This is a genomic window from Sediminibacillus massiliensis (assembly GCF_900156915.1).
In the GTDB taxonomy this organism is placed as follows: Bacteria; Bacillota; Bacilli; order Bacillales; family Amphibacillaceae; genus Sediminibacillus_A; species Sediminibacillus_A massiliensis.
Genome location: NZ_LT732535.1, coordinates 493,033 through 517,513, shown reverse-complemented (window position 1 = coordinate 517,513; position 24,481 = coordinate 493,033). Strand labels below are relative to the sequence as shown.

Genomic DNA, 24,481 nt, shown 5'->3' with positions numbered 1-24,481 from the left:
TGTTTACAGGTTTGCAAGTATGACCAATCCCCGGTCTCTGCACCAGGGAGTCGTTGACCGGAAATTGATCTCATTTGCAGTGCTTATTCAACTATATCATGATGATTACCTGTTTATTAAGGAACAATTATTGGCAAAAATCAATGTAGCAAGAAGGAAACATGAGAACCTTTCTGGGAAGGAGTGATTTGCAGTTTTGCTTGAATCTCCTCTTTCAACTGCGGCACGTGGGATATGATTCCCAGCAATCGATTGCTTTGTTGTAATCCTTTTAGGCAATCAATAGCCTGTTCAAGCGACAGCTCATCCAGCGTACCAAATCCTTCGTCAATAAATAATGTATCAAGCTGCACCCCGCCAGCATGTGCTTGTACTACATCCGACAATCCGAGGGCAAGGCTTAGAGAAGCTTTAAACCCTTCGCCTCCTGACAATGTTTTAACGGAACGCTGCTGACCGGTGTGGTGGTCGACCACCTCTAAATCCAATCCGCTTTGGGCCCCGCGTTTTGCGACTTGATCACTTCTTATCAATTGATAGCGATGATCAGTCATTTGGTCAAGCCGGATATTGGCCTGCATAAGAATTTCATCTAGGAAAGAGGATAAGACATAACGTTCAAAGGATAGCCTTAAATGATTCTCACCTCTAGCCAAATCTGCTAATTCCCCAATATCAAAATACTGTTTGGAAAGAGAGGTATGCTGTTCTACCAACTCGTACAATGTGGCATCTATTTGCTTCAATTGCTGGATTTGTACAGATAATGATTGATTGGCTTCATGAATTTCTTCCAGTTTCTTTTCCCATGCCGAAAGTTTTTCCTCCATCATAGCGAGATCAGGTTTTTCTACACCGTTCACTTTTACATTCAATTCATCCAACCGATTGGACACAAACTGATATTTTTGGTTGTATTGTTGGATGGCCTCTTTCCATTCCTGCAGTTTAGCTTCTGACACTTTGGCTGAATGATAGCCTGCCTCATCTTTGAAACCATTCTCCAATCTTTTCTTTTCGAATTTCTCCGCTTCATTGTCATACTTCGCTTTAATCTCGACTGTGAAGGCTTGCAACTGATTCGTGATTGTCTTGATCTCATGAAGTTGTTCTTTTTCATGTTGGTATGTTTGTTGGAGTTTGTTCCAATATTTAAGCCAATCTTGGTATTGTCTTTCTTTCACGGCTATATCGGTCCTTATCAAAGATGGATCGGTTTCAACGTTTTTCGTTTCATTTTTTATACTGTCTATCTTCGTATTCACCTGGTACCATTTTCCGGATATTTTCTCTTTCATTTCTTTGTACTTATCCAGTAACTGCTGTTGTTTGTCCAATTCCTCCTGTAATTTTTGTTTATCATCTTTTGCTTTTTCTACAGACTTCAAATATTCGCTCACTTTATTCAAGCGTTCTGACAGCTCGGTTTCTTTTTCCTTCCAAGTAGCAAGATAAGCTTTAACTGATTCCTCTTCATAGGAACCAAGTACCTCTTCGAATTCTTGAAAAGCCTGATCAAATAACCTTCTTTGGGTTTGTCCATCTGATTTCACTTGAATATAGTCATTTTGTAAGGAAGTGAAGTTTTTCTCTTTTACTTTCAGTTCTCTTCTGGTTTTTTCCAAGTCTTTATCGACTGAATCGATTGTAGTTCCGGTAACTAGCTGTGGATGGTCTGTACTGCCACATACCGGACATGGAGTCCCAGGCTGTAGATTCTGCGCCAGATACCTTGCATGATTCCTTTGCTTTTCATCTTCCATGTTTGTAAGGGTATCTCTTAGTTGTTCTATTTTCTGTTGTTCCTGAGTGAATTGCCGCTGTACTTTCTGGAACTGTTGCCGCATTTCGTTTAACTTGTGGCTTTCCTCTATCAAATTCTTTAGTTTGCTGATAATTTCTCTAACATTCTTACGTTCGTTTTCGAGATGATAAAACTCTTTTGTCCATTTCTCATGATTGCTCAAGCGTTGTTCCAATTCCTGACTTTGTTCTATTATTGCTTTGATTGACTGCTGTGCATCTATTATCTTTGTATCGATTGTTTGCTGTTCTGTCTCCACTTGTTGTTTTTCGGCCAGCAGCAGCTGGTATTGCATAATACTCTCTAATTGTTGTTTCAGTTCATCTATTTGTGCTTTAAGTTTCTCTCTGTCCGTTTCCTTGTTTAACTCTTCCTCATACGTTTTTCTGACTTCTGAGAAATGGGAACCGACTTCCTGTTGCTTTTTCTGATAACCGGCCAGCTTTTCATTCTGCTCCTGCCATTCTTGTTTCCTATAAACCATTTGCTCCTCAAAAGGCACAACCCTTGCTGCTGTTTCAGCCAATTTCACACGATTTTGTTTTTCGAGTATTTCTTGCTCTTGCCTTTTCAGTCTTTGTTTTTCGTTGAGAAGATTTTCTTTTTCGTTGAACAAATCCAATAGTTGCTTTGCTTGATAATATTTTTCTTGTGCTTTATTGAATTCCTTTTTCTTTTCTGTTTGATCAGAGAGTCCCTTATCCAGAGCTATCTCTGTTTCTTTAATTTCCGCTTGCAGCTTTTCTAAAATTTTCTCCGTAGAATCTATTTCTTCCGGTTGGAAATGGATCCAGTTTATTTTAGAAAATTCTTGTTCCAACTGCCAGTCCAATTGCCGGATGGATTCCTTCAGTTCTTTTGATTGTCTCTTGAATTCTTCTGTTATCCGCTCGTAAAAATGGGTGCGGAAGATCTTTTGTAGTATTTCTTCTCTTTCCTTACTATTCTCTGAAATTAGTTTGCGGAATTCCCCTTGAGGTATCATGATCATCTTACGAAACTGCTCATAATCCAAACCGAGCTTTTGCTCAATCAGGTCATTGACGTCTTTGATTTTGGAAGTGACCAACTTGTGTCCTTCCCCATCTATTTCATACATCACGGCGCGTGCGGGTTCTTCGGTAAAACCTTCTCCTCGTTCTTTCAGTTTAAGCTGTTTAGGATTTCTGATAACTTTGTATGTTTTGTCCTTTAAGGCAAACGTGTAACTTATTTCCGTTGCCTTCCCTACCTCTGCGAAGTGACTCCTTAGGGAATCCTGATCCCGATCGCTGCCACTCGCTTTTCCATATAAAGCATAGCAAATAGCATCAAAAATAGTAGTTTTGCCTGCACCGGTAGGACCCGTAATTAGAAAAATAGATTCATTGCCAAGTTCTCTAAAATCGATGGTTTGTTCGTTGTTATAAGGGCCGAATGCAGTCATTGTCAGGGTGATAGCTCTCATAATCATCCATCCCTTTCTTGGTCGACTAGTAGTTGAACGACTTCCTGAAGTTGCCTTTTTCTATTTTCCGGTATTATTTCGCCCTTCATTTCTTGATAAAAGGCTTCAAACAGTTCACTGTGGGACATCTTTTGCTTTTCTTTTATTTTCTTCAAATCACTAAGCTGCATTTTTGAAGACAGAACCTTCCGTTCCAGTCTTAGAATGTTCGGATATACTTTTCTCAACTTTCCCATCGGATCAACAAGCTGTCCATCATCCAGCAGTCTTACATGCAGGTAATCTTCCGTTGGTTCATTATTGATTAAGTCTTCAAAGAACCCCTCAATAATTCTCAAATCCCTTTTAGGATGTAGGGGATGGAGAGAGATATCATAACTACCATCCTTATCGATGTCTACCAGTGCGATGGATTTATTATGATTAGCTTCTGAAAAAGAATACTTCAAGATAGAACCACTGTAACGAATACGTTCACTTGTAATCCGTTGAGGCTGGTGTAAGTGTCCAAGCGCTACATATGAAAACGACTGCAATAATGCTGCATCCACATAGGGACTTCCGCCTATCATGGATAATCGCTCTTCTGATTCAGACTCCATGCCGCCCGCTAAAAAAGCATGCCCGACAAATACATGCCGCTCATCCATATTATTTTGGCTCTCTATATGTTTGACGATTGCCTCCATTGCGGATTGATGGGATTGAATGGAGTCATCTTGGAAAAAAGAACGGACGTCGGCTGGTTCAAGATATGGAATCAAATGAAAATGCACAGGCCCTTCTTCATCAAACAACGTGATTGGAGTCAATGCTTCTTTTAGTTTTGTTTCCAAATAAAGTTGCTGGGAGCGAAATAATCTGCTTCCAAAATCTAACCGGTCCGGACTGTCATGGTTGCCGCTGATGGCCAAGACAGGAATCTCATAATCTATGATCAACTTCGTAAATATATCATTCAATAATTCTACAGCTTCTTTGGGTGGAATAGAACGGTCATACAAGTCTCCAGCTATGACGATTACATCTGGCTTTAACTTTTCAACCAAAGCAACCAATTCGTTAAGAATATGACGTTGATCCTCTGTCATATGGACACTGTTCACTATTTTTCCCAAATGCCAATCGGCTGTATGTAATATTTTCATGCAATTCCCTCCTATCTCTATTTTAGCACGATACATGTTTATTGTATTTTTCAAATTACTGGATACTTAGTAAAATGGTTGCTTGATTGGACGTGATTTGATTGGTTGTTTCCACTGAATATGGTGCGAGGATGACTTTTTTTAAGTTGTTTATTTAGAACATAGTTTTGTGTAAACATATTAATCATGAGGGACTTCTTGTTTGCTTTTTCTGAAAACAAAAAACCTGGCTTGCAGCCAAGTTTTCGTCTTTTATTATGATTCATTGTTTAAATAGTCTTCCCAAAGACGATCAAACACCTGTGAAGCCTCGGTAAAAGGAATATTCCATTCCAGGTACCTGCTGATCTCATCGTATGATGAAGACTGTTTGGGAAAATCATGGTCATTAAACATCCAGTCCGCAAGGCGCCTCTCATCACTACTTACACCTGCACCTCTATATCTCATCATATAATGGTAAAAGGAACGCATTTTTACTCACCTCATGCTTTCATTGCTCATTCGCTGTCATCTTGCATGAATTTTTCATGCTGCCGCTGTTTTCTCCGATAAGTAATATCTGACAAAAAGATACTTATTTCATATAAGAGAATTAAAGGAACGGCCACCACCAGCTGCAATACAAAATCCGGCGGAGAAATCATCGTACCAATGATAACCAGAATCAAATAAGCATATTTTCTCGTTTTTCTCATAAATGCAGGAGTCAATACACCCAAACTGGTCAAAAACATCGTGACTATAGGTATCTCGAACAAAATGGCAAACGGGATGGTTACACGCAATAAAAAACGAAAATACTTATCCACCGTGAATATTTCATTGAACATCCCGTCATTCAACGACAATAGAAACGGCAGGATCAAATCGATGAAAATGAAATATCCGAATACAAGGCCCCCTGTAAACAACAAAAAAGTGGCAGGAATATATGCAAGAGACACTTTTCGTTCACGGGGTGTCAATCCAGGTTTTACGAACAGCCAAATCTGTAAAGATAAGAAAGGTATCGTTCCTACCAATCCAACTATCGATGCCATAGTGAAATATATCCAAATAATTTCCCCAGGACTGATTACATTTAAAGTAAAATCCAAATCGTTAACGAAAAAACCGTAAATTTCCTTCACGAATACAAATCCTGTAATAAAAAATACCAGGAACACAACTGCTGTCCAAATGATCCTGTTCCTTAACTCGGACAGGTGTCCTGTCATATTCATCTCTTTATCTGGTGACTTGTTGCTACCGTCAGACAAACCAATTCCCCCTGCTGGAACATTTTATGTGCAGAAAAGAAGATGTAAGGTTCGCCCCTTACACCTTCGATCAATCAGTTATTATTTTTCTCTTCGACTTTCTTCGGTTCTTCGTCAGATATAATATCTCTTGTAGCTTTTTTGAACTCCCTTAAAGAACTGCCGACAGCTTTGCCGATTTCAGGCAGCTTAGACGGTCCAAATACCACTAAAGCTATGATTAAAATTAATATTAACCCCGGAAATCCTATGTTACCGAACATTACACATCACTCCGATGAGTTTATTTTTTTGGCGTATGGCTTTTATCTTCGTCTTTCTCATGTTCATCAGTCAACTCTCTGGTCGAGTCTTTGAACTCTTTTAAAGTTTGACCTGTTGCTTTGCCGATCTCGGGCAGCTTTTTAGGTCCGAAAATTAGAAGCACGATAATAAGTATCAAAATCAAACCAGGGATACCGATTGCTGACAATCCCATTACATTCACCCGCTAACTGTTAAGGTTATCTTGCAGAGCTTCATCTATCAGGCTCATACTGCTGAAGAAATATATTTCACGTCTAATATATCATCTTTTCCGAGGAATGTCCTATAATTACATAAAGTTTTCAATTTGTTCATACTCTTCCCGATAATTCATGTTGAAAAAATGTCGGCTTAATATGGCTTCTGGTATTTGACCATCCAATTCCAGATAGTTTACTTTCAGCTGGTCCAGAAACTGTTTCACTTTGTATTGCTTCCCATCCAAACAAGCTCTTAACTTTTCCAGGCTTTTTCGGTGATATATGCCCGACAATGGTTGAATTCTGTTCTTAAATATTGGTATTACAGCTTCATACTCATCCATTTGATTGGCCAAATAATCATAAACCTCATGTGAGATAAAAGGCATGTCACATCCGGTAAGGCTTAACATGCTGCTATCGTCATAAGAAAACGCCGCCTCCAAACCGGCAAGCGGACCTGCCTCTTGGTAACGGTCCATGAAAATCGGCAAGCCAAGGAATTCAAATACTTCGGGCTGATTGGCGATGATGATCGTTTCAGGAAAGCTTTTCTGTAGTTCTTCAGCAATCAGACTTATAGCCGGACGCTCGCCTATTGGCAACAATGCTTTGTTCTCCCCCATTCGGGAAGATTTTCCACCAGCAAGTATGACACCAGCTTTTTTCACTGTGGACACCTCCCTCTATCTATTGTTTACGCGATCATATTGCAAGAAAAAATAATCGTAGGGATTGCGATCGTCTTTCTCCCCTTTTTCTTTTTTTACCAGTTTCCAATCTTTCTCATCGAAATTTGGGAAGTATGTATCTCCCGGAAAAGATTCTTCAATCAGAGTCATATACATTCGGTCTGCATATGGCAATATTTGTTCGAACAGAACTCCGCCCCCGATAACGAACAGTTCTTTATCAGGATTGCGCTGATCCCAATCTAGAATGGAATCAACTGAATGTATAACATGACAATTTTCCGCCCGAAAATCAAGATCAGTAGTCAAGATGACATTTTCTCTGTTTGGCAATGGCCCGTTCATCGAGTCGAACGTTTTCCTGCCCATGATAATTGTATTGCCGGTAGTCAACTTTTTGAAAAACTTCAAATCATTCGGAAGCCGCCAGGGCAATCCGTTTTTATATCCGATCACTCTGTTTTTGTCCATGGCATAGAGTAATGAAATCAAATTCGCAATCTCCTTTTCTGCTTGATTATACGGCAACCGGAGCTTTTATAGCCGGATGCGATTGGTATTCGACGATCTCCAGATCTTCCATTTCGATGTCAAATATGGACCCTTTATCGTCCTTTATTTTCAGTAAAGGAAGTTCGTATGGTTGCCTGCTCAATTGGGTATGAATTTGTTCGACATGATTGGAATATATATGACAATCACCGATAGTATGAATGAACTCGCCTGCTTCTAATCCGCATTCTCTGGCAATAAGATGTGTCAGCAATGCATAGCTGGCAATATTGAATGGCACTCCCAAAAAAATGTCTCCGCTTCTCTGGTATAATTGACAAGACAACTTACCTTCGGCTACATAGAATTGAAAAAGGGTATGACAGGGCGGAAGTGCCATAGTCGGAACATCTTCAGGATTCCAGGCAGTTACTATATGCCTGCGCGAGTCCGGATTTGTTTTGATAGCTTCTATGACTTGCTTTAGCTGGTCGATTGAATCTCCCTTGGATGTTTTCCAGTCACGCCACTGCCTGCCATAGACGGAGCCAAGCTCACCAAACTCTTCTGCAAACGACTCGTCGGTTAAAATTTTATCCTTGAATTTTTCCATTTCATTTTGATATACCTTTTGGAAATCCGGGTCATGCTGGCTTCTACGGCCAAAATCCCGCATATCAGGACCGGAATATTTCTCACTTTCGATCCATCTTTTGAAAGCCCATTCGTTCCATATATTATTATTGTGCTCCAAAAGATAGCGGATGTTCGTATCTCCTTTCAGAAACCATAACAATTCACTTGCAATCAATCGAAACGGCACCCGCTTAGTCGTCAGCAATGGGAAGCCTTCCTGCAAGTCGAATCTCATCTGATGGCCGAACAATGAATATGTTCCCGTTCCTGTTCGGTCCCCTTTTTTGTTACCTTCTTCTAATACTTTCCTGCACAAATCCAAATATGCCAATTCACCGTTGCTCATAAACCTTCCCTACTTCCATTTAAAATTTCAGCTAATAATAATAGAGGGGTATTTGTCGTAAATCCTCTCTTTTCAGGCTGGCAAGGAAACAATAGGTTTCCGGTGCCTTTGCCTTTATCCGTTCCACTGACTCTTCCGAATAATAATAATAGGCAAACATTTCCGAGAAATATTCCGACGGATAATCTTGAAAATAGGCTTTATCAGGAAACATGCTTTCTACTTCTGTCAGCCAAATATCTTTCAGTCGGTTCGCATAATCATTCGATGAATTCAAAATCCGGTATACGGTATGACCGATTTCATGGAGTTCCAGATTGATGGAACCATGGCCACTGCCTTTTTCGCTGGCACCTACCTTAGCAGATACTAACCAGCTTCCCCCCGCTCCGGGTACTTCTGACCAGGTAATGTCGTGGTTCCATCCCCGGGGTTCTTGCCATTTCAAATAATACAATAAAGGCTCATCGGTAAGCCTGCCTTCGAATAATCTGATTTTCACACCTTGGTGGGTCAACATATCCAATACTGAGCGGTCAATACTATTAATCCTGCCGAGCATACCGATCAATGCTTTTGTGGATTTTGCCCTTTCCGGCACGATGACCAACTTGTCCAACAAATCATAATTGGCATAATTTCTAACCTGATGGAATTTCTCGTTTCCCATAGCTTTTTGGAGAACTATCCCTTGAAACGGCCGTGTAAAGTCTGAAAAAGGAATAATGATAAAAATAATGACAATAAAAACAACTTTACAATGCTTCAGAACATGAATCATGTTATCTTCTAGAGGGTAGTGAAGTTATGCTCTCTTCTTTAGGTTTTGTAAATGCGGTATTGCCATTTTAACATAAACACAGGTCTCTGAGTATTGCATGCAGAACAGCTCTTACTCAAAAGGGTTTTGTACTTGTCATGTCTTCCATTCACGGAAGAATTGTTCCAAAAAGCTCTCCATATACCTATGTCTTTCAGCCGCTTCAGATTTTCCGGACTCTGTATTCATCAATTCCTTTAAAAGGAGCAGTTTATCATAAAAATGCTGGATGGATGTATTGCTTTTTTCCTCATCGAATAGCAGCTGATTTTTCGCCCCTCCATAGGCAAAAGTCCTGGCTATACCGATTGCACCGATTGCATCGAGCCTGTCAGCATCCTGAACCACCTTTCCTTCCATGGTATCTGGAATAGTCCCCTTGCTGAAGGACACATCGGCTACAGCCAGTTCGATCAGTTTTATCATTTCTTCCGGCAACCCCAATTCTCGCAGAAATCCTTTCATCTCGTTCTTTGCTTCCTCGCCATCGGCAAACAATTTTGCGTCACCGATATCATGAAGCCAACCAGAAACTTCCGCAATGAACGGGTCTGCTCCTTCTATCGTTGCAAGCCGCCTTGCCGTTAAGGCTACACGCTTCATGTGATGATAATCATGTCCAGTCGGGTCTTCATGAAAAAGCCCATATACATACGATTGAATGTTTGATAAGAACTTCTTTTCATTCATCCTGCCATCTCCTATCCATTGTTGTTGAATAAATCCAATTGTCTCGGATTTAATTCTGTATAGTCAATGCCAAGCAGTGCTATTAATTGCTTAGCATTCGCTGCGGCATCCCCACCAGAGTTATTGTTGAATAACACTGTAATATTCTTCGATTGTTCGCTTAATTTTTTTATGTTATCGGCCCACTCCAGTAATTCTGCCTGGTTATAATTATATAGAAAGCGTACCGCCCGCCAATCTTTATTGCCATTCCTGTTCCAACCATGAACATTTCTTCCATGGAAGCGGATAAGGGTTTTGTGTACACTGGTCGGTTCCAGCACAGCAGGTACAGAACCTCTTCCCGCTTGAGGTTCATCACAAATAGTATGTATCCAGCCTTCTTCTTTCATAAAACGGAGTGTGTTTTGCTTATATTTCTCTTCAAACCATGACTGGTTTCTGAATTCTAAAGCAAGTGGTAAGTCAGGAAGCAATCTCCGGATTTTCTTGAGCTTGCCCACGTTCTCTTGGGAAACCTCGAACCATGGAGGGAATTGGAACAACACAGCATCCAGTTTCTGAGCATCCAGAACCGGCAGTATGGAATCATAATAGGCTTTGAATAAGTCTTTGGCTTCCTGGTTGTTCATCGTGCTCCTGTCGTGCCCAGTCATTTTCTGATACGCTTTTATGACGAAGGAAAAACGTTCAGGTGTTTCACTTACCCATTTTTCATAATTCCTCTGCGGCTGGATCCCATAAAAGGCCGAATCTACTTCTACAACAGGAAAATGAGAACTGTAAACGGCTAATTTATCTTTAGAGGGTGTTTTATCAGGGTATAAAATCTCGTGGTCTCCCCATCCAGTAACTCCTATATTGATAGTCATGCTCCGGCTCTCTCCTCTCCTTAAACATTTTATATAGTAAACATTATAAAATAAAGTCAGATACATAGGTTAGTTAATCGGTTAATATAGAACTCAGGCGTTAACTTTTGAGCTTCTCAACCAAGTCAGTTTGAATTTGACTTTTTAGGATGAAAAAGTTTCTCCATGCTCCCTGAATATAGCGTCAAAAATTTAAATGCTTCTCACAAAATTGTTAAACATTATAAAATAAAGTCAGATACATAGGTTAGTTAATCGGTTAATATAGAACTCAGGCGTTAACTTTTGAGCTTCTCAACCAAGTCAGTTTGAATTTGACTTTTTAGGATGAAAAAGTTTCTCCATGCTCCCTGAATATAGCGTCAAAAATTTAAATGCTTCTCACAAAATTGTTAAACATTATAAAATAAAGTCAGATACATAGGTTAGTTAATCGGTTAATATAGAACTCAGGCGTTAACTTTTGAGCTTCTCAACCAAGTCAGTTTGAATTTGACTTTTTAGGATGAAAAAGTTTCTCCATGCTCCCTGAATATAGCGTCAAAAATTTAAATGCTTCTCACAAAATTGTTAAACATTATAAAATAAAGTCAGATACATAGGTTAGTTAATCGGTTAATATAGAACTCAGGCGTTAACTTTTGAGCTTCTCAACCAAGTCAGTTTGAATTTGACTTTTTAGGATGAAAAAGTTTCTCCATGCTCCCTGAATATAGCGTCAAAAATTTAAATGCTTCTCACAAAATTGTTAAACATTATAAAATAAAGTCAGATACATAGGTTAGTTAATCGGTTAATATAGAACTCAGGCGTTAACTTTTGAGCTTCTCAACCAAGTCAGTTTGAATTTGACTTTTTAGGATGAAAAAGTTTCTCCATGCTCCCTGAATATAGCGTCAAAAATTTAAATGCTTCTCACAAAATTAGTAAACATTATAAAATAAAGTCAGATACATAGGTTAGTTAATCGGTTAATATAGAACTCAGGCGTTAACTTTTGAGCTTCTCAACCAAGTCAGTTTGAATTTGACTTTTTAGGATGAAAAAGTTTCTCCATGCTCCCTGAATATAGCGTCAAAAATTTAAATGCTTCTCACAAAATTGTTAATTTTTACTCCTTGACAAGTAGAATTCCGAGTGCATTATATTCTTGACTAGTATATTAAAATAGGCTATATTGGAGTCAAGCAAAGAAGATGTAAAGGATTCAGTAAGGACAGGTAGCTTCATTAGAAGTTGGATTGGAATTATGATCCTCATGCTTCTGACGGGCTGCCTTTTTTGTTTCCATACCTCTTTCTTTGTATCATTAACACGTTTGACGTGGTAGTTTTTAGGGAGGATTATTAACATGCAAAACGGTGTAGTGAAATGGTTCAATGCAGAAAAAGGTTACGGATTTATTCAATTGGAAGATGGGAATGATGTTTTCGTACATTATTCAGCCATCCAAGAAGAAGGATTCAAAACATTAGAAGAAGGCCAAGAGGTAACTTTTGAAATTGTCGAAGGTGACCGTGGTCCACAAGCAGCTAATGTTACTAAAAATTAATCATACAACATTAAGCGGTGGTCAATTCGGCCACCGTTTTATTTATTATCTGTCTGGATTCAAAAATCAGACAACAATTAATCACATACTATGTAATCTGGAGGCTTACGCATGATCGAAGTATATACAGATGGGGCAGCAAAAGGAGATCCGGGCCAAAGCGGGGCAGGCATCTACATTAAGGATGGAACCGCTCAAAAGATGTTTTCCATTCCACTTGGCATTCATACGAATCATGAAGCAGAATTTCTTGCCGTCATAGAAGCACTGAAAATATGCAGACAGCAATTTCCCGGTGAGATCCTTTCTTTCAGATCAGATTCTAAATTAGTAGTAGACGTTATCGAGAAAGACTTTACAAAGAATAAGACCTTCCTTCCTTTTTTGGAAGAAATAAAAAAATCCTCCTCAGAATTTCCGTATTTTTTCATCAAATGGATTCCTGAAAAACAAAACAAACATGCCGATAAGTTAGCGAGACAAGCCCTCCGGGAAAAGGAAGAAGAGTTTGACACAGATTAAGCGCCCGAGAGAGATCGGGCGCTTTTTCATACAAGGCTCACTATTTTATGTACAATCCTTTTTCTCTCAGTAAATGGTTTGCTTCGCCGGCATCACGGACAGTTGAATGAGCTAATAATTCAAGAACACTTAAATAAAAGCTGCCGTCAAATTCAACTTTGAGTTGTAATGTTACTTTAAGTGCCTTGATAACTTTCCAGTCTTCTGCATTGGTTGAATTCTTGCCGAGATATATAAATCTGATATTTTCATCAGTCAATTTAAATCCTTGGGTCCATAAATCTTCGATAAAGTAGCCGAGCTTGTTCCTTTTTCCGATTTCCAAAGTCATCCTTTAGACACCAACCTAACTTCATTCGAACTTACTTATTAAATTAGTAGATAAATTCCCTTCCTCATTATGACGAAGTAAAACTTGTTTGTCCAGAACATCTACCTGTTTTTCAACCTGGCCAGTGCTTTTTCTTCCTCCGGGATTCGTATAACCAACAACAATAGATGGATGATCGGGAAGAGAACTGCAGTCAAGTAGGCCTGGAAAAGAAGTGGAATGATAAACAATTCAATCCCCACAATCACATAGTTAGGGTGTTTCATCATCTTATAGGGCCCTTTCGCTACCAAATCTGCCCCCGGAAGAATGAGTATTTTAGTGTTCCAGAACCTTCCCAGCGATGTGATGCACCAAACCCTGAAAAGTTGAGCAAGGATAAAAAGGATGAACAGCCGGTAATCTAGCGCTACCCCGCCAGGATGTCTCAGCAGGGATTCAACCAGCAGGAATATAAAAAACAAGCTGTGAACAATGACGAACCATTTATAGTGACCCGCCCCCTCTTCGTATCCTCCTTTTGATTTTATCCACTTTTCATTGCTTCTGGCTACTGCCAATTCCGCCAGCCGCTGGACGACGAGGAATAACAGCAGCCCCCACATCCACAAGTTCATCCGGACCACTCCACCTCTAATAATTCTGAACTAAAACCAGGACCCAAAGCGGAAACAATGCTCTTTTCTCCCGGTTCAACACCGTTCTTCATCCATTCTTTCAAGATATATAAAACTGTACAGGATGACATGTTGCCATGGTCGTGCAAAACTTGATAGGAAAATTGCAGGGAATCTTCGGAAACGTCCAGGACCTTTTCAATTGCGTTCAACACTTTTTTGCCTCCTGGATGTGCAATGAAAAACCCATAATCGGTTGATATGGTTCCCTGTTTTTCCATGAAATCGTCCACATGTTCTTTCCAAAATGTCTCGACAAGACGGGGAATGCTTTTAGCAAAGATGACTTCAAAACCATGAGGAGCAATTTCCCATCCCATGACATCCAGCGATTGTTTCTTCAATCGAGAGCTTACTGCTTTGACTTTCGGGACAGGTTGCCGGATATGGTGTCGATATTCCGATTTGTCCCCTATCATCAATGCAGCCGAAATGCCATCACCGAATAAGGCAGAGCCAATAAAGTTGCTTTTCCGTTCGTCATCCTTCTGAAAGGTCAAACTGCATAACTCTGCACATACGATCAATGTCACTCCGGAATTATTCGCCTCGAGCCATTCATGACCTCTGGCAAGTCCGCTTGCTCCGCCGGCACATCCTAACCCCCATAAGGGAATTCTTGTGATATCATCCCTGAACGATCTCTTATTGACAATATGGGCATCCATCGATGGAGTCGAAATTCCAGTACTTGATACAAAAACAAACGAATCGATGGCTTCATATGGTATAGGATCATGAAAGTTTTCTTTACTGGATAAACACTTATCGATGGCTTCCAAACTATGCTGAAGTGTTTTTTCCTGATAAATCCGGTTTCGTTCTACAAAAGAATGCTGCTCTGAAAACCAGGCCTTTGAAACAACAAACTGTCTGTTGGCCACATGAGCATTTTCGAACACAGGCATTAACCTGTCGAGTTCTTTTTCCGGCCGGGGGAAAATATTTTTGATGAAATCTTTGACTTCTGTTTGTTTCATATTGAATTCGGGTTGACTAGTACCGATTGAGGCAATATAGGACATAAACTGACACCTTCTCTTTTTCTTGGTATTGGTCTGAGTTTGGCTGGAACTGGGAAAAAAAGACTCCACTCAATATGTAATACCCTGTTCCTGACCGTAATAACAATTTTTGAAAGAAATTTGAATAGGTTGTTAGTTTTTCCAACTGCACTTAAAAATATGAAGATCAAAAGTCATTTACTAGAAACCATAAATGGTCATTCCACCATCAACGAATAATGTTTGTCCGGTAATATAATTGCTGGCATCTGAAGCCAGGAAAACAGCACTTCCTGCCAATTCTTCCAACTTTCCGATCCTTTTCAAAGGAGTTCTGGCCAATATGTCATCTACGTAATCCTTATCTTTCAATATTTCTTCCGTTAGAGAAGTGGGGAAATACCAAGGTCCAATGGCATTTACCCTTATGCCATATTTACCCCACTCCATTGCGAGGTTCTTTGTCATTTGAATAAGACCGCTCTTTGTCATAGCATAAACGACCCCTGTCCTTAGCGCCACATGTCCTGCAACCGAGGTGATATTGATTATTTTGCCACCACTATTCTGCTTCATCTTTTTTGCTGCAGATTGAGCGAGGAAGAAACTGCTCTTCATATTAATATCGATGATCTTTTCCCATTCTTCCTCGGTTACCTCCAAGGCTTCACTTCTGAAGTTGATACCCGCATTGTTGACCCATACATCAATTTTCCTGTCACCTATCAACTCATCCAACTGTTTGGTGATGGATTGATAGTTTCGCACATCCTCACAAATCGTGTATGCAAAACTGCCGAAGCTTTCCACCTCTTTTTTTGTTTCTTCGAGTCCCTGTTCGGTTCTTGCAATCAACACTAGATCTGCCCCTGATTCCGCATAGGCTGAAGCAATCGCTTTTCCAATTCCTTTCGTGGCTCCTGTTACTACCGCAAGCTTGCCTTCCAGTTTAAAGCTGGGTAAATACATATTCTTCACTCCTGTCACTTTTACAATATTTAGATTTTTCCAACATTTTCAAAAAGTATTTACTTTTCATTACCAGAGTACTAAAATACATAATTGTTCACAAATTATACATATATCGAAGGGGGTTATCAGATGAAAAAGTTGTTACTACTATTTGGTATCATATCTGTTATGGTAGTCGCAGGCTGTTCCCAATCTGATTCCGGTGAAGAAGAAGCCAGTGACAATTCTTCTACAGAAGAAAATCAAACAAATGAAGATCAAACAGACAGCACACAAGTGAAGAAAGATGTACTTAATGCACAAAGGGATTTCACTAGCACAATCAGCCCGTATCAACAAAAGATCAACGCATATCAAGCAAGTCTTGCAGATGAGGAAGCTGCAGAAGAAGATACACAAGCAGCAGCTGAAGAAGCATTGACAGCGGCAAAAGACGCTCAAACTGAACTTGAAGGATATGAGTTCAGCACGGACCTCCCGGAAGATGTCGAAGAGAAATATAACAGTGCCCTTTCGTCACTAAGCGAGTATTATGCAGAGATGCATTCCGCAATCGAAGAATCTGCCTTGGATCCTGACTTTTCGAATGCTGAAGCTAAATGGGAAGAGTTCCAGACACAAATCAATGAACTTTATGAAGGCATCGATATGCATGCACCGAACATGGGAGATGCATTAAGCTAAATATTTCACGAAAAAACATGAGGGTTTGATAACCTCATGTTTTTTTGTACGTAACTTATCCTCTTTCCCCCATTCCTCTATTCCTCCATCGTCCGAAAAAAGAGACTTTGTCACAAAAAAGCCACATACTTTTCTACAATACAGTTAGTAAAATCCTCATACCTTGCAGTCCAGGCGTTAATGAACAAACTGTGAATCCTTGCCGGCCGGTGAAAAAACCATCTTCCCATCGTGTAACATAAAATGTGTAAGCAATTCAGGAAAGGGGTTGGATGATGATGGCTGGAATGCCTGCAAACAAGCACAAAACGGATGTTGCTTCACAGCTGGGAACAGAACCGGATTTAAAAGGAACACTGATTTCTGTTTTGGCACTGGGCGGTTTCATCGTGTTTATCGGAATCATATTGATGCTGTATATCTTTTGCTATATGGTGTTTACTGCACCAAAAGAAAAGCAAGAATTTCCACTGGCAGAAGTAGCTGAAGATGCAGAACCCACTCCCATGTTCCTGGAAAATTGGAAACTGTGGATCGGGATAACCATTACACTGATTGTCTTTGCATATACAATTCCTTTCATGGATATTATCCAACACTCTCCTCCAGGATCGCCTGGTTATGAAGCATTGATCAGATAAAAGCGAGCCACCATCCTTTGCACGGATGGTGGCTCGTTCCATTTAGAATTGATAAATTTTGGCGTACTTTTCATTCAGATGTCTGACTAAATAATCTGGATTCAATTCTTCACTCGTTACGTCTTTTAATATTTCCAGTGGTTTTTTCATTTTTCCATACTGATGGATATTATCGCGCAACCAATTCTTGATTGGTTCGAAATTCCCATTTTTAATCTTTTCTTCGAAATCCATCTGCTCCATTAAAGTATGATGGAACTGCGCTGCATACATGTAACCTAAAGCGTAAGAAGGAAAATAACCAAAATCCCCTGCTGCCCAGTGTATATCCTGCAAAGTACCTTCTTTGTCAGACGATGGTCTGATTCCGAGATAATCCTCCATTTTCCGGTTCCATAACTCCGGTAATTCACTGACGGAAATTTCCTCGTTAATCAACGCCTTTTCCAATTCATAGCGGACCATGATATGTAAAGCATATGTCATTTCATCTGCTTCAATCCTAATAAAAGATGGCTTCACTTCATTGACCGCCCTGTAGAAGTCATCAAATGATATATCATGAAAAGACTCGGGCGCATACGATTTAAACAATTCGAAATGATTTTCCCAGAACGCTTCACTTCTCGCCACAAAATTTTCCCAAAACAAAGACTGGGATTCATGGATACCCATCGAAGTTCCGGTAGCGAGAGGCGTTTGCATCAATTCATCCGATATGTTTTGTTCATATAGGGCATGCCCCCCTTCATGAATAGTTCCAAATACTGCCATCCGGAAGTCTTCTTCGTCATATCTCGTTGTCACCCTGACGTCGTGCTGATTGACAGAGATTGCAAATGGATGAATCGTTTCGTCCAATCTTCCCGCCTCAAAGTCATACCCCATCCTTTTAAGTATTTCAAGGCTGAATTGTTCTTGCTGCCGCTTCGGAAAATGGGTCTTCAAGATGGATGGATCCGGTTTAGACTGGGAATCCTTCACTTTTTCCACCAGTCGGGAGAGTGATTCCCTCAATTTAGGGAACACTTCATCCAGAATTTCAGTGGTCACCCCCGGCTCATATAAATGGAGCAAGGCGTCATACCGATGTTTCTCATATCCCCAATAATCTGCAAATTTCTTATTGAATTCCACCAATTTTTCCAAGTATGGTTCTAGTAGTTTAAAATCATTATTTTCTCTTGCTTTTTGCCACACAGTCTCGGACTTTGACTGCAGCATAATGAATGACTTGTATTCATCATTGGGGATTTTCCGGTTTCTCTCATACTCTTCTTCACATTCTTCCAATGACTTTTGGAGAATAAGACTGTCAGTTTTTCCTTTTAACCCATCGATTAAATGTTTGATTCTTTCAGAAGTGGAAAGTAAATGAAGCTTTTCTGATAAGATACCGATTACCTCCGAGCGCTGATCCACTCCCTTTGAGGGGATTTTGGTCCTTAAATCCCATTGAATCAGAGCGAGAGCCTCTTCATATGCCTTCCTCTCTTTTAACAGCTCACTGAATTCTTTTTCCAACTGTTGAATAGACGCCATTTCTTCCCCTCCCATTATTGCCTGCCGAAATATTGATAATAGTCCGTCTTGATAAAGCCATTGAAAAGTTTCCGTTTTTTTGAAGCCTTTTTGCCATAGAGTTTTTCAAAGTTCTCATTAGAGGTCAAAATATAAACGCTCCAGCTTGGATGATCTTCCATTGCCCTGCCAAGGTCCTTGTACATTTGTTCAACCTCTGCTTTGTCCCCCAGTCTTTCACCATATGGAGGGTTACCGACAAGATAGCCATGTTCTTTCCGCGGATAAATATCCCTCACTTGCATCTGTTTCCAATCAACTAAATCACCCAAACCTGCTTCCATCGCATTGTCCTTTGCCACATTTATCATACGATGGTCGATATCAGACCCTGTGATATCCAGGGGTTGATCGTAGTTGGCGAGGTCCTCGGCTTCTTCAAGTGCCCTTTCCCACGTTTTGTTCCCGATCCACTGCCAGTTTTCCGAACTGAATTCACGATTGAAACCCGGAGCTATATTTTGCCCTATCATCGCCGCTTCGATCGGAATTGTACCAGAGCCGCAAAAAGGGTCGGCGAATGGACGGTCAGGGGTCCAGTTTGTCAATTTGATGAGAGCGGCCGCCAAGGTCTCCTTCAAGGGAGCTTCTCCTTGTCCAATTCTGTAACCGCGTTTATGCAGCCCAGTTCCTGATGCGTCGATCGTCAAAGTCGCCTTGTCTTTCAGAAGTGCCACTTCTATCCGATAAAATGCGCCAGTCTCTTTTAACCAGGACGCCACCCCATGTTTTTGCTTAAGTCGTTCGGCTACAGACTTCTTCACTATCGCCTGACAGTCCGATACACTGTACAATTTAGACTTGACTGATTTCCCGATAACAGGGAACTCCCCATCTTCTTCAATATATGACTCCCATGGGAGAGCTTTCGTTTTCTCGAACAACTCATCAAAAGAGGTTGCTTCGAATTCGCCGACAAGCACTTTTATTCTGTCAGCGGTACGGAGCCACAGATTGCATCTCGGAATAGCCGAAACATCCGCGTTGAAGATCACTTTGCCATTTTCCACTGAAACGTCGTCATACCCAAGATCTTTCACTTCTCTCGCTACGATGGATTCCAAGCCCATCGCCGCTGTGGCTATCAATGTTACTTGCTGGTTCATATGTATTGATTCCTTTCTTTGCCATAGTGCTTCCTATCGGTTAGATTGCCCTAATAAAGAAACAAAAAACCCTTTCTATCCGATGCCTCCGGGTTAAGAAAGGGTTACTAATGATGTAATAATTGTAAGCAAGACCCCTGAATGTTCTGTAAGCCATGTTCTGTACTATTGTACTGCAAACGGTGGTCAGCCTCGTACGCAAGTAGTAATCATCTATCTCCAGACTAGAGCCTGGCCCTCTTTCGGTTCTGTTTCCCTAATAAAGGATGCCCCTACCATTATTTGGGTTGCTCACTCGCGGGGTTTACCTCGTTCCACTCAGACAGTTTCCTGACTGACTACGTCACTGTGGCACTTTCAAGGTTGCGATGCCATATCCTCAAAGGACTTAGGCATCATCCCTGCCGTTAATCCCCAAAGGGGATTACCTTGACTTATGACTTCGTCAAGCGCGAACACTACAGGCATCGCAGCCTGTGTGAGCATGGACTTTCCTCTACACATAAATGTGCAGCGATTACTCAAACATTCATCGATTGCTTATCTATTGTAATATGATTGGTTGCACACGTCAATGCGACAATAATGATTATATCAAATGGTAAGACGCTTTGCACTAGTAATGATTACCAATCCAATAGATCAAGAATCGGCATCTGCATATTTTTTTCCAAAAACAGCTTTTTCTAAATTGGAAACCCTCTTCAGAATATCATAATTCACTTGGTGGTTCGTCGTAGTCGATCTAGTCCTTGACTGATCGGATTGTTTTCTTAAGCGTTCATTTTCCTGTTTTAATTTATCCATTTCTTGTTGAAAGGCTTCATAATCCTGGATGATAATGTCCAAAAACTCATCAACCTCTTCTTGATTGTACCCACGCATACCAGTTTTAAAGTTTTTTTCCAATATATCTTTTCCAGTTAATTGAATACGGTCTAACCCCATTGTTATCACCTCATATCTCATCCAACTTATCCTTTATTTTTTCAAAACATTTGCTAAATGTCAATTTTAACTCTTGTTCAATCCCAATGTTCCGGATTTTCCATCTGTATGTCGTTGACTATTTCCTCAAGCTCCATCGGTGTGATCAAATAAATCGGATAACCATTCTTTTGATTTGCCGATGCTGCAACATCATAAAAAAAGCGGGTGCTGCCAGGAAATTCTTCATTTAACAAGATTACGCAGCCGTCACTTTTTTCGACAAGCCATTGATTCTTTGCTTTGAATTGATAAGGCCCTTTATAGCCACCATGATAGATCGGCTGGTGAAAATCTGCCTGAAGGACAAGTTCTTCGTATATCATCTTTAAAGAATCCGGCCACCTTTGATCTTGATCTTCAAATGGCGGGATGATACCAAGTTTGATGTCATAAGTGTCCTGCAGCTCTTGCACAACCTGCCCGGCCCATAACTCTACCCCCATCTGTCCCGATATCAATACCCATTCCAAACCTTCTTCTATAAATGATATTATCTTTTTTTTAATTGCAGCTTTTATGTATTCTATCCGCTTATCATCCTGTTTGAAGATGTTCATTTCCATCGGTTTGTAACCTGTAACTGTCAGGATTTTCATCTTCCGTTCACCTCCTCTTGTCAACAAGGAAAGAGCTGGCCTGTTGTCCAGCTCTTTTATTTATCAACACCATTTTTTGTTCTTTTTCCATCCTTTTGGTCCGTATGGTCCCATTCCAGGGCCTCCCGGACTCATCGCACCTGCTACCTGGCTGCCGGGGCCATATGGTGAAGTCGATGCACCGGCCACCTGGCTGCCTGGTCCGAAAGGAGGTGTAGCAGCACCGGCCACCTGGTTGCCGGGAACATTAAAGGAACCTCCGTACAGGTCCACACTGTCAACTGTGTTTTGTACTGAAGTGGAATGTGGATAAACATGGTTATTTTTTATTAAATGGTGATTCATTACGGTCGTATGAGAGGGATGAACATGTTGAACATTCTCCTCATAACAATTATGGACCACGTTATGCTTAGTAGGATAAACGATTTGATTTGCAGGCTTCATACATCCATGATGCGGGCCATGATGACGTCTCATAACAAGTCTCTCCTTCCTTAATTATAGGTTCACTAATAACCTATGATAAGTGGCCGGTACTTGTCTAAGACATTAACCTATTTTATAGGAAAAGTTACTAATTAATGACTTGCTTACACTTCTTCCGCCGGCAGGTCGCTTGGTTCGAAAGAAAAAGGGAGCAGCTCCTCCATTGTCATCGTTTTTTGATCGTCATGGAGGTTGCCGATATGGATAAGCATTTTCTTGTCAAAAAACTCACTCATCACTTGCCTGCAAGAACCACAAGGTGGAACAGGCCGACCGGTGTCCGCGACGACGGCCATTTCGGAAAAATCGGTCTCTCCTTCCGAAATGGCTTTAAAGATGGCAACCCGCTCAGCGCAAAGACTGACAGGGTATGCTGCATTTTCAATATTACAGCCTGAATAAACTTTCCCTGAAGTTGTAAGCAAAGCAGCACCAACAGGAAATTTGGAATAAGGTGTATATGCTTTCGCTCGTATTTCCTTCGCTTTATTGAGTAAATCGATTTTTTCCATTATGACAGCAATCCTTTCTTTGAGAGAAAAATAGAATTTGGTCCTGTTGTCAGGAAGTTTGTTTCCCGATATCTTTCAGCAACAAATCAAATACATATTGAACGGATTGATACAATTCCATATATCTCTTGCGTTTCACATCGATGTAATAGCTATGCAAAAGCAGAAGTTGCAAATTTTCTGAGGTGGAAGCAACTTGTTGAGGATGGACGCTGACCTGTTTGTTTTGAACGAATGCAGAGGCATGCTCTTCCCATTTTACAATCAAGTCGTGAACAGGAGTAGTCTCTTTTTTAACGAAAGAAAAAAATTCCCTGTCCCTTCTATCCTCCGGTTTGTCGTTTGTTTCATAACGGTTTCTTAGGTTTTGGAATATATCTTTCAATTGGAGGGTAATATGTTGTATTTCCATGAAATTTTCCCGCCTTTCACATCTACTTTATCATTATTTGCGGGCAATTTGCATTCTTTTGAAAAGATTTCTGAAAACAGAGGGAGAACGCTTCTGTGATTTAAAGGAGAATTGTCCCGTATCTATTGGTTTTGGTTTAACCTTATTTAACTCTTCCCTCAGTTTGATGACCTCTGTTTGAAGCTCATCTATCTCATTTCTATGGGCAAGTGTCATCGTCAATACGATGTCATCCGCTTTTGTAGAAAGTCTCTGGTCAATAATGCGCAAACGGTCAGAAAGCTCCACATAAGCTCTTTCAAATTCCTTCTTGGAAACTCCGGGTCTTTTGACTACTTCCTTATGTGCAGTTTTCATTTATACCTCTCCTTTTTTTCGGATATTAAAGAAAGTATTCTGCTTTTTTTCTTCTTCCCCTTCCAGGCTGACAAAACTAGAAAAAAACATACAAAAATAGTGCCTGGTCGTATTTTTTACCGGACACTGTCTAAAACTAAAAGAAAAGGAGGGATAACCATGAGTGAAAAACCTAAAGCAAGGGAAAGCAAACCGATGAAAAGTCAACAAACAGAGAAAAAAAGAGGTTACGGTGATAAAAAACTGGAAGGACCGGACAGACCTTCTGTCTAATCCGGACAATAGACAAAGGGTTGTCATCTCTGAGACAGCCCTTTTTTTACAACCATTCTCTTTTCAATTTGGACAATGATTGCAGCAAAGCCCGTTTCCGGTAGAAGCTTTCAGCGGTAACATCGTTGTCCCCTGTTTCCTTTATCCTCAGCCACTTTTTCTTTATACCCCCTTTTAAGTACCAATCATTCCGAATAATATCACGGTGGCTGATAACAGGATAAACCAGTCGTAAACAAGGACCTGGTGTAATGCCGTCATTTCCATGCAAAAACTGTTCGTAATCCCTTCTTGAACCTGTATGCTCGGTTTTCATTGCAAAATCGATGACTTTCTCATAGAAGCCGGATTTGAAAAGTTTGAATGCAAGTTTGTTTCCCAACTGGATCCGCTTATCAAGAGAAGAAAAATCATGAACACATGTCCCGACCAACTCTCCATCAATGGTTGGCAGAAGGACAGCATTCAAATGCAAAAAATCTTGAAGAATATAAGGGAAATTGAAAAAAACATGTTTACGATAATATCGATTCTTAATGACAGGCTGTTGTATGACATTCTGCTCATTGATGATCAATGCATTCATTAATCTATTTTCCACACCTTTTTCCCAAAAAGCCATCCATTCACTGACCATATAGCTGGATACATTGAAAGATGGCAGTAAGTCGAACAATGGCCTTTTATGGTCCTTTGAAAGTTGATAGGTAACCAATTGCGGGAAGGCGTCGGAAAATATCAGCCAATTTGCTCTTTCATAAGTGGAAAACAACTGCCACCTTATATGTTCTGGAAGGAACTCACTAAACAGGGGCGTTTTAAGATCCGTGATATTCCAACCAGCATTTCTGGATACCATGCTCGCCAGGAAAGACCATTTTATTTCTGGAAATGCCAGGAAAAATTGCAGGTATGCTTTCGTCCTGGAAATATTGTCGGTGTTCGCTAGTTCTGTTACAGTTTTGATATAATTTATTAGAGTTGTCCTTGTCTGCTGCATTTGCTTCACCTCAGGTTTATTGTGTGCAAGAATCATGCAGTATAAAGGAAATGTCATAATTTTTTTT

The 24,481-nt window shown here is 40.3% G+C and carries 29 protein-coding genes and 1 other RNA gene; 4 read left to right on the top strand and 26 right to left on the bottom strand.

What is annotated here, in order from left to right; genetic code table 11:
• Positions 1–140: 140 nt before the first annotated feature.
• From CZ434_RS03350 to CZ434_RS03295, 12 genes are all read right to left on the bottom strand, one after another.
• Complete coding sequence (locus CZ434_RS03350; protein ID WP_179107156.1) at positions 141–3,251, bottom strand: AAA family ATPase; 3,111 nt, start codon at positions 3,249–3,251, stop codon at positions 141–143.
• A 2-nt stretch (positions 3,252–3,253) separates the two neighbouring features.
• Entirely contained in the window at positions 3,254–4,399 is a 1,146-nt protein-coding gene (locus CZ434_RS03345) for an exonuclease SbcCD subunit D (protein WP_077621793.1), read from the bottom strand.
• A 255-nt stretch (positions 4,400–4,654) separates the two neighbouring features.
• Entirely contained in the window at positions 4,655–4,873 is a 219-nt protein-coding gene (locus CZ434_RS03340; protein WP_077621792.1) for a YozE family protein, read from the bottom strand.
• 26 nt (positions 4,874–4,899) lie between these two features.
• Positions 4,900–5,625, bottom strand: a complete 726-nt coding sequence (gene tatC / locus CZ434_RS03335) for a twin-arginine translocase subunit TatC (protein WP_077625055.1) — start codon at positions 5,623–5,625, stop codon at positions 4,900–4,902.
• A gap of 110 nt (positions 5,626–5,735) precedes the next feature.
• Positions 5,736–5,924, bottom strand: a complete 189-nt coding sequence (locus CZ434_RS03330; RefSeq protein WP_077621791.1) for a twin-arginine translocase TatA/TatE family subunit — start codon at positions 5,922–5,924, stop codon at positions 5,736–5,738.
• A 20-nt stretch (positions 5,925–5,944) separates the two neighbouring features.
• On the bottom strand, positions 5,945–6,139 hold the full coding sequence (gene tatA / locus CZ434_RS03325) for a twin-arginine translocase TatA/TatE family subunit (RefSeq protein WP_077621790.1): 195 nt from the start codon (positions 6,137–6,139) through the stop codon (positions 5,945–5,947).
• A gap of 117 nt (positions 6,140–6,256) precedes the next feature.
• Positions 6,257–6,838, bottom strand: coding sequence for a molybdenum cofactor guanylyltransferase (gene mobA, locus CZ434_RS03320; RefSeq protein ID WP_077621789.1), 582 nt, complete (start codon positions 6,836–6,838; stop codon positions 6,257–6,259).
• Positions 6,839–6,853: 15 nt separating this feature from the next.
• Positions 6,854–7,351, bottom strand: coding sequence for a dihydrofolate reductase (locus CZ434_RS03315; RefSeq protein WP_077621788.1), 498 nt, complete (start codon positions 7,349–7,351; stop codon positions 6,854–6,856).
• Between the two features lie 25 nt (positions 7,352–7,376).
• Positions 7,377–8,333 (bottom strand): thymidylate synthase, encoded by a 957-nt coding sequence (locus CZ434_RS03310; protein WP_077621787.1) that lies wholly within the window; start codon positions 8,331–8,333, stop codon positions 7,377–7,379.
• Positions 8,334–8,364: 31 nt separating this feature from the next.
• On the bottom strand, positions 8,365–9,114 hold the full coding sequence (locus CZ434_RS03305; protein ID WP_077621786.1) for an anthrax toxin lethal factor-related metalloendopeptidase: 750 nt from the start codon (positions 9,112–9,114) through the stop codon (positions 8,365–8,367).
• 135 nt (positions 9,115–9,249) lie between these two features.
• Positions 9,250–9,843 carry an HD domain-containing protein gene (locus CZ434_RS03300; RefSeq protein WP_077621785.1) on the bottom strand — a complete coding sequence of 198 codons (594 nt, stop codon included), beginning with the start codon at positions 9,841–9,843 and terminating at the stop codon, positions 9,250–9,252.
• Between the two features lie 11 nt (positions 9,844–9,854).
• Positions 9,855–10,715: a DUF72 domain-containing protein gene (locus CZ434_RS03295; protein WP_077621784.1), complete on the bottom strand. Its 861-nt coding sequence runs from the start codon at positions 10,713–10,715 to the stop codon at positions 9,855–9,857.
• 1,351 nt (positions 10,716–12,066) lie between these two features.
• On the opposite strand from CZ434_RS03295, the gene CZ434_RS03290 reads away from it, so the two are divergent.
• Together CZ434_RS03290 and CZ434_RS03285 are read left to right on the top strand one after the other, a co-directional pair.
• Positions 12,067–12,267: a cold-shock protein gene (locus CZ434_RS03290; RefSeq protein ID WP_077621783.1), complete on the top strand. Its 201-nt coding sequence runs from the start codon at positions 12,067–12,069 to the stop codon at positions 12,265–12,267.
• A 111-nt stretch (positions 12,268–12,378) separates the two neighbouring features.
• On the top strand, positions 12,379–12,789 hold the full coding sequence (locus CZ434_RS03285; protein WP_077621782.1) for a ribonuclease HI family protein: 411 nt from the start codon (positions 12,379–12,381) through the stop codon (positions 12,787–12,789).
• A gap of 40 nt (positions 12,790–12,829) precedes the next feature.
• Here the strand turns inward: CZ434_RS03285 and CZ434_RS03280 are convergent, their stop codons facing one another.
• The 4 genes from CZ434_RS03280 to CZ434_RS03265 form a co-directional block, all read right to left on the bottom strand.
• Entirely contained in the window at positions 12,830–13,120 is a 291-nt protein-coding gene (locus CZ434_RS03280) for a DUF6123 family protein (protein WP_095742890.1), read from the bottom strand.
• Between the two features lie 101 nt (positions 13,121–13,221).
• Entirely contained in the window at positions 13,222–13,737 is a 516-nt protein-coding gene (locus tag CZ434_RS03275; protein ID WP_077621781.1) for an isoprenylcysteine carboxyl methyltransferase family protein, read from the bottom strand.
• The gene (locus tag CZ434_RS03270) at positions 13,734–14,891 is read right to left on the bottom strand and encodes a type III polyketide synthase (RefSeq protein ID WP_281252232.1); all 1,158 of its coding nucleotides are present in this window, start codon (positions 14,889–14,891) and stop codon (positions 13,734–13,736) included. Before CZ434_RS03270 ends, CZ434_RS03275 begins: the two co-directional genes overlap by 4 nt.
• A 111-nt stretch (positions 14,892–15,002) precedes the next feature.
• Positions 15,003–15,770 (bottom strand): SDR family NAD(P)-dependent oxidoreductase, encoded by a 768-nt coding sequence (locus tag CZ434_RS03265; protein ID WP_077621779.1) that lies wholly within the window; start codon positions 15,768–15,770, stop codon positions 15,003–15,005.
• A gap of 132 nt (positions 15,771–15,902) precedes the next feature.
• Between CZ434_RS03265 and CZ434_RS03260 the strand changes: the two genes are divergently transcribed.
• Complete coding sequence (locus CZ434_RS03260) at positions 15,903–16,457, top strand: hypothetical protein (protein ID WP_077621778.1); 555 nt, start codon at positions 15,903–15,905, stop codon at positions 16,455–16,457.
• Positions 16,458–16,735: 278 nt separating this feature from the next.
• Positions 16,736–17,098: a hypothetical protein gene (locus CZ434_RS03255; protein WP_425442001.1), complete on the top strand. Its 363-nt coding sequence runs from the start codon at positions 16,736–16,738 to the stop codon at positions 17,096–17,098.
• A 42-nt stretch (positions 17,099–17,140) separates the two neighbouring features.
• On the opposite strand, the gene CZ434_RS03250 is transcribed toward CZ434_RS03255, so the two are convergent.
• The 10 genes from CZ434_RS03250 to CZ434_RS03205 form a co-directional block, all read right to left on the bottom strand.
• The gene (locus CZ434_RS03250; RefSeq protein ID WP_077621777.1) at positions 17,141–18,640 is read right to left on the bottom strand and encodes a carboxypeptidase M32; all 1,500 of its coding nucleotides are present in this window, start codon (positions 18,638–18,640) and stop codon (positions 17,141–17,143) included.
• A 14-nt stretch (positions 18,641–18,654) separates the two neighbouring features.
• Entirely contained in the window at positions 18,655–19,785 is a 1,131-nt protein-coding gene (locus CZ434_RS03245) for a THUMP domain-containing class I SAM-dependent RNA methyltransferase (RefSeq protein WP_077621776.1), read from the bottom strand.
• 144 nt (positions 19,786–19,929) lie between these two features.
• An RNA gene (gene rnpB / locus CZ434_RS03240) (RNase P RNA component class B) lies at positions 19,930–20,314 on the bottom strand.
• Positions 20,315–20,427: 113 nt separating this feature from the next.
• The gene (gene gpsB / locus CZ434_RS03235) at positions 20,428–20,733 is read right to left on the bottom strand and encodes a cell division regulator GpsB (protein ID WP_077621775.1); all 306 of its coding nucleotides are present in this window, start codon (positions 20,731–20,733) and stop codon (positions 20,428–20,430) included.
• Between the two features lie 77 nt (positions 20,734–20,810).
• Complete coding sequence (locus tag CZ434_RS03230; RefSeq protein WP_077621774.1) at positions 20,811–21,371, bottom strand: SLOG family protein; 561 nt, start codon at positions 21,369–21,371, stop codon at positions 20,811–20,813.
• Between the two features lie 63 nt (positions 21,372–21,434).
• On the bottom strand, positions 21,435–21,851 hold the full coding sequence (locus CZ434_RS03225; RefSeq protein WP_077621773.1) for a spore coat protein: 417 nt from the start codon (positions 21,849–21,851) through the stop codon (positions 21,435–21,437).
• Between the two features lie 113 nt (positions 21,852–21,964).
• Entirely contained in the window at positions 21,965–22,384 is a 420-nt protein-coding gene (locus tag CZ434_RS03220; RefSeq protein WP_281252295.1) for a cytidine deaminase, read from the bottom strand.
• Between the two features lie 37 nt (positions 22,385–22,421).
• Positions 22,422–22,784, bottom strand: coding sequence for a DUF1798 family protein (locus CZ434_RS03215; protein WP_077621771.1), 363 nt, complete (start codon positions 22,782–22,784; stop codon positions 22,422–22,424).
• Positions 22,785–22,817: 33 nt separating this feature from the next.
• The gene (locus tag CZ434_RS03210; protein ID WP_077621770.1) at positions 22,818–23,141 is read right to left on the bottom strand and encodes a hypothetical protein; all 324 of its coding nucleotides are present in this window, start codon (positions 23,139–23,141) and stop codon (positions 22,818–22,820) included.
• A 319-nt stretch (positions 23,142–23,460) separates the two neighbouring features.
• Positions 23,461–24,414 (bottom strand): DUF2515 family protein, encoded by a 954-nt coding sequence (locus tag CZ434_RS03205; protein ID WP_077621769.1) that lies wholly within the window; start codon positions 24,412–24,414, stop codon positions 23,461–23,463.
• Between the last annotated feature and the right edge of the window lie 67 nt (positions 24,415–24,481).

What these genes read in the sequence shown, in the direction of transcription:
- CZ434_RS03260 (WP_077621778.1), top strand. Translation starts at nt 15,903, where the DNA reads ATGAAAAAGTTGTTACTACTATTTGGTATCATATCTGTTATGGTAGTC.
- gpsB (WP_077621775.1), bottom strand. Translation starts at nt 20,733, where the DNA reads ATGGGGTTAGACCGTATTCAATTAACTGGAAAAGATATATTGGAAAAA.
- CZ434_RS03330 (WP_077621791.1), bottom strand. Translation starts at nt 5,924, where the DNA reads ATGTTCGGTAACATAGGATTTCCGGGGTTAATATTAATTTTAATCATA.
- CZ434_RS03225 (WP_077621773.1), bottom strand. Translation starts at nt 21,851, where the DNA reads ATGAGACGTCATCATGGCCCGCATCATGGATGTATGAAGCCTGCAAAT.
- tatA (WP_077621790.1), bottom strand. Translation starts at nt 6,139, where the DNA reads ATGGGATTGTCAGCAATCGGTATCCCTGGTTTGATTTTGATACTTATT.
- CZ434_RS03305 (WP_077621786.1), bottom strand. Translation starts at nt 9,114, where the DNA reads ATGATTCATGTTCTGAAGCATTGTAAAGTTGTTTTTATTGTCATTATT.
- CZ434_RS03350 (WP_179107156.1), bottom strand. Translation starts at nt 3,251, where the DNA reads ATGAGAGCTATCACCCTGACAATGACTGCATTCGGCCCTTATAACAAC.
- CZ434_RS03245 (WP_077621776.1), bottom strand. Translation starts at nt 19,785, where the DNA reads ATGAACCAGCAAGTAACATTGATAGCCACAGCGGCGATGGGCTTGGAA.
- CZ434_RS03250 (WP_077621777.1), bottom strand. Translation starts at nt 18,640, where the DNA reads ATGGCGTCTATTCAACAGTTGGAAAAAGAATTCAGTGAGCTGTTAAAA.
- CZ434_RS03215 (WP_077621771.1), bottom strand. Translation starts at nt 22,784, where the DNA reads ATGGAAATACAACATATTACCCTCCAATTGAAAGATATATTCCAAAAC.
- CZ434_RS03285 (WP_077621782.1), top strand. Translation starts at nt 12,379, where the DNA reads ATGATCGAAGTATATACAGATGGGGCAGCAAAAGGAGATCCGGGCCAA.
- CZ434_RS03295 (WP_077621784.1), bottom strand. Translation starts at nt 10,715, where the DNA reads ATGACTATCAATATAGGAGTTACTGGATGGGGAGACCACGAGATTTTA.
- CZ434_RS03300 (WP_077621785.1), bottom strand. Translation starts at nt 9,843, where the DNA reads ATGAATGAAAAGAAGTTCTTATCAAACATTCAATCGTATGTATATGGG.
- CZ434_RS03205 (WP_077621769.1), bottom strand. Translation starts at nt 24,414, where the DNA reads ATGCAGCAGACAAGGACAACTCTAATAAATTATATCAAAACTGTAACA.
- CZ434_RS03310 (WP_077621787.1), bottom strand. Translation starts at nt 8,333, where the DNA reads ATGAGCAACGGTGAATTGGCATATTTGGATTTGTGCAGGAAAGTATTA.
- CZ434_RS03290 (WP_077621783.1), top strand. Translation starts at nt 12,067, where the DNA reads ATGCAAAACGGTGTAGTGAAATGGTTCAATGCAGAAAAAGGTTACGGA.
- CZ434_RS03280 (WP_095742890.1), bottom strand. Translation starts at nt 13,120, where the DNA reads ATGACTTTGGAAATCGGAAAAAGGAACAAGCTCGGCTACTTTATCGAA.
- CZ434_RS03265 (WP_077621779.1), bottom strand. Translation starts at nt 15,770, where the DNA reads ATGTATTTACCCAGCTTTAAACTGGAAGGCAAGCTTGCGGTAGTAACA.
- CZ434_RS03230 (WP_077621774.1), bottom strand. Translation starts at nt 21,371, where the DNA reads ATGAAAATCCTGACAGTTACAGGTTACAAACCGATGGAAATGAACATC.
- tatC (WP_077625055.1), bottom strand. Translation starts at nt 5,625, where the DNA reads ATGAATATGACAGGACACCTGTCCGAGTTAAGGAACAGGATCATTTGG.
- CZ434_RS03275 (WP_077621781.1), bottom strand. Translation starts at nt 13,737, where the DNA reads ATGAACTTGTGGATGTGGGGGCTGCTGTTATTCCTCGTCGTCCAGCGG.
- CZ434_RS03210 (WP_077621770.1), bottom strand. Translation starts at nt 23,141, where the DNA reads ATGAAAACTGCACATAAGGAAGTAGTCAAAAGACCCGGAGTTTCCAAG.
- CZ434_RS03255 (WP_425442001.1), top strand. Translation starts at nt 16,736, where the DNA reads ATGGCTGGAATGCCTGCAAACAAGCACAAAACGGATGTTGCTTCACAG.
- CZ434_RS03345 (WP_077621793.1), bottom strand. Translation starts at nt 4,399, where the DNA reads ATGAAAATATTACATACAGCCGATTGGCATTTGGGAAAAATAGTGAAC.
- CZ434_RS03340 (WP_077621792.1), bottom strand. Translation starts at nt 4,873, where the DNA reads ATGCGTTCCTTTTACCATTATATGATGAGATATAGAGGTGCAGGTGTA.